The 3134-nt window shown below is 61.7% G+C and carries 4 protein-coding genes; 1 reads left to right on the top strand and 3 read right to left on the bottom strand.

All coding sequences use genetic code 11. The features are described from left to right. Positions 1 to 28: 28 nt before the first annotated feature. The 3 genes from EN935_RS28625 to EN935_RS40950 all read right to left on the bottom strand — a co-directional run bounded on the left by EN935_RS28625 (position 29) and on the right by EN935_RS40950 (position 2135). Positions 29 to 994: a DUF3592 domain-containing protein gene (locus EN935_RS28625; RefSeq protein WP_164771401.1), complete on the bottom strand. Its 966-nt coding sequence runs from the start codon at positions 992 to 994 to the stop codon at positions 29 to 31. Between the two features lie 322 nt (positions 995 to 1316). Next, the gene (locus EN935_RS28620) at positions 1317 to 1925 is read right to left on the bottom strand and encodes a class I SAM-dependent methyltransferase (RefSeq protein WP_127263633.1); all 609 of its coding nucleotides are present in this window, start codon (positions 1923 to 1925) and stop codon (positions 1317 to 1319) included. 42 nt (positions 1926 to 1967) lie between these two features. Then, positions 1968 to 2135, bottom strand: coding sequence for a hypothetical protein (locus EN935_RS40950; RefSeq protein WP_164757655.1), 168 nt, complete (start codon positions 2133 to 2135; stop codon positions 1968 to 1970). Between the two features lie 104 nt (positions 2136 to 2239). Between EN935_RS40950 and EN935_RS28615 the strand changes: the two genes are divergently transcribed. Next, on the top strand, positions 2240 to 3134 hold an 895-nt coding region (locus tag EN935_RS28615; protein ID WP_127373866.1), incomplete at its 3' end, for a LysR family transcriptional regulator.

Raw genomic sequence — 3134 nt, 5'->3', positions numbered from 1 at the left:
TCGTCCGCTGCTGAATGCGTCCATCGCCTCAGAACAGCCCGACCAGAAACGCGGCGCCACCGAGAAAGCCTGCCGAGCAGACCCACAGCAACCACAGCCCGCGCACCCGGCATTCGAGCACCGCCGAGCCGGGGTTGGCGGGGTCATAGTGCACGTCGACCTTGCTGCCTTCGACATAGTCTCGTGCCTGGCCGCCGACGAGGCCGGGCAATGAAGCCGTCACGGTGGCGCCGAAGGTCACGCGATCGGCGCTGTAGCGCTGGCCGGCGACGCCATAGGAATAGACGATGCGGGATTTGAAGACGGTGCGCCAGCGTCGATAGCCTGAATGGCTTCGGAGCGCCTGGAGGCCCGAGGCATCGATGCGGCCGGCAGTGACCGGCCATTTTGCAGCCTGCTCGGCCAACGATTTCTGGGCGAAACCCATGCGCAGGACAAACAGGCCCATGAACAGCAGCAGCGCCCCGGCGCCGAGGTTCTGCGGCTTGGGCAGATGCGGGCCGATCGCCTCCAGCACACCGCCGACGGAAAACACCAGCACCAGCGCGCCGACCACCAGTCCGGCCGAAAGCTGGACCATGAACTTGAAGGCGCCGTCCGGCATGGTGCGCTCGATCACGGCTTTGCTCGGAGCCGCCGGATCATAGAACACGGTCACCTCAGCACCGCGGGGAAACCGTGCAAGGGTCTCCTTGACTTCGAAATTCCCCAGATTCTCCTGCACGCTGTAGCGCGAGCCGCGAAATGTCTTGCCGCCAACCTTGTATTCGAAGGTGATCGCCGGAAAATTGCGGATCTCGGTGGAATCGCTGCTGTCCGAACCGCTGCCAGAGCTGCGGACCTCGCGTGCCTCAACGCGCGAAGAGACGATCTTTCCCGGCGCCGGCAACCAGCGGCTGACCGCCTTCACTTCTCGCCATTTCAGAAAGGTGACGATCGACAGCCCGCCGGCGACCGCGCAGGCAAAGCCGACAAGCAGAATCTTGAGCTCCAACTCGTCTCCCCCCAGGAGTGCAGGAGCCTGCACATAGACAGCAAGGCCGCGGCAATGTCTCGTATATTCGAGAAGCCGCCTCTCCAGAAAGGAAAAGACCGTCTTCCGTTGATCCAGATCAACGCACACGCACCGCTCATGCTGTCTCCTCGACACTCATCGAAGGGAGAACGAGCGTGTCGACTTACGACCTCATGGTTATCACCGCAGTGCTAGTCTGTTTCGGGTCATTCTCTGCAGTCCTGGCCTATGCCACCCTCGATGAATCGCGTCGCCGGCCACGCAGATAAGAGCAGCGCAAACAGCAACAGCCCGCGCCGCGTCATGCTGGCCTGATAGCCAGGAAGGTGTTCCATTCTTCGCGATCGCGGCCGACGTTGAAATCGTCCCTGATCAGGACCAGCCCGGCGCTTTCGAGACGGGCCGCGAAGTCGTCCCTGCGCCAGTAGACCGTATGATATTCGCCTGACGTCTCACCATCGCCGTTGCGCATAGATACGAGAAAGGCGCCGCCTGGCCGCAGCGACCCGGCTATCTTGGCAAGGACCTGGTCGGTCTGGTCGCGCGGCACATGGATCAGGACGCACAGGGCCAGCACCGCGTCGTAGGGGCCGCCGAGATCATCGGTGAGGAGATCGAGGAGTTCGCCGCGCTTGCCGCGCGCGGCCTGCAGCTCGAGAAACCGCTTCGTCGCGTCGGTGCGCCGAACCTTGACGCCCAAACTCTCCAGAAAGTCCGCATCGTATCCCGCTCCGGACCCAACTTCCAGAATCCGGCCGCTGGTACCGGCGATCGCCACAAGGCGCTTCAGCGATGCCTGCTCCCTCTCGTTGGGAACATGCCTCACGATGGCATCGTACTGTTCCGCATAATCCTCATAAGCACTGATCGTTTGACGGCTCTTCGCCAGATCCTGCGATGACACGCTCATCTTTCCCTCCCTTGCATTCTAAGTCGGTCAAAGAGACTTGCCTCAGCGGATGCTGCCGTTGGGAACATGTCCGTCGAGCATGCCGATATCGCGCAGGAAGTGGTCCGACAGGCAACGGCGATCGAGCAGGCGGCGCGAACGGGGCCTGAACGGAGCGGTGAAGAGGTCGAGCATCGGACGACGAAGCGTGTTGTAGAGGGTCGTGGTCATTGCCGTGTCCTTCCGGGTTCGAGTTGATGGACAGAGCATGCCTCTTTCCAGCCTTGGATTCCAATCGAACGTCGCGTATCATGCATCAGGAGGATTGATGCGTCATGAGTTGGGAGCTGCCGCCGCTAGGCGCTATCAGGGTGTTTGAGGCCGCAGCGCGGCTGGGCAGTTTCACCAAGGCCGCCGAAGAACTCGGTATGACCCAGTCGGCTGCCAGCTATCAGATCAAAGTGCTGGAAGAACGCGCCGGAACGCCGCTTTTCATAAGAAAAACAAGGCAGATCGCCCTGACCGAGGCTGGACAGCAGTTGGCGCCGCACGCAACGGGCGCGTTCTCTGCCTTGGCGGATGCGTGGGTCGCAACCAAGGGTGGAGCGACAGGCGTGCTTTCCGTGACGACGATGGAAACATTCGCAACGAACTGGCTGGCGGTCTGGCTTGGAACATTCCAGCTGATGCATCCCGATCTTGCCGTGAAGGTGAATACATCGGCCCGGCTGGTCGATTTCACACGCGAGGATATGGACATCGGCATCAGGACAGGCACCGGAAAATGGCCCGGCCTGACAGCGCATTATCTGTTCAAGGCAGACTACACGCCAATGCTCAGCCCCAAACTGGCCGAGAGCGTGGGCGGTATTCGCCACCCCGAGGATCTCTACAAGGTAGCGCTATGCTGTGCGACCGATCCCTGGTGGAAAATCTGGTTCGAAGCAGCCGGCGTGCCCTTCGATCCCGATCGCGTCATCGCGGGTCCAATGCTGGGTTCGCAGGCTTATGATGCGATGGCGGCACTGACCGATCAGGGCGCCGCGATCCTCACCCGCAACATCTACAGCGCCCTTTTGGCAAAGGGCCAGTTGATACAGCCGTTCGAAGTCCTCGGCTCCGACGGCGACGGCTATTGGCTGGTGCACCTGGAAAGCCGCCGCAACACGCCCAAGATCAAGGTGTTCCGGGACTGGGTTCTGGCCCAGACGGCGGATATCAGGGAGAGCG

Source organism: Mesorhizobium sp. M7D.F.Ca.US.004.03.1.1 (assembly GCF_003998635.1).
GTDB classification, from domain to species: Bacteria; Pseudomonadota; Alphaproteobacteria; order Rhizobiales; family Rhizobiaceae; genus Mesorhizobium; species Mesorhizobium loti.
The sequence above is the reverse complement of the archived record's forward strand: the minus strand, read 5'-3'. Positions and strand labels throughout refer to the sequence as shown.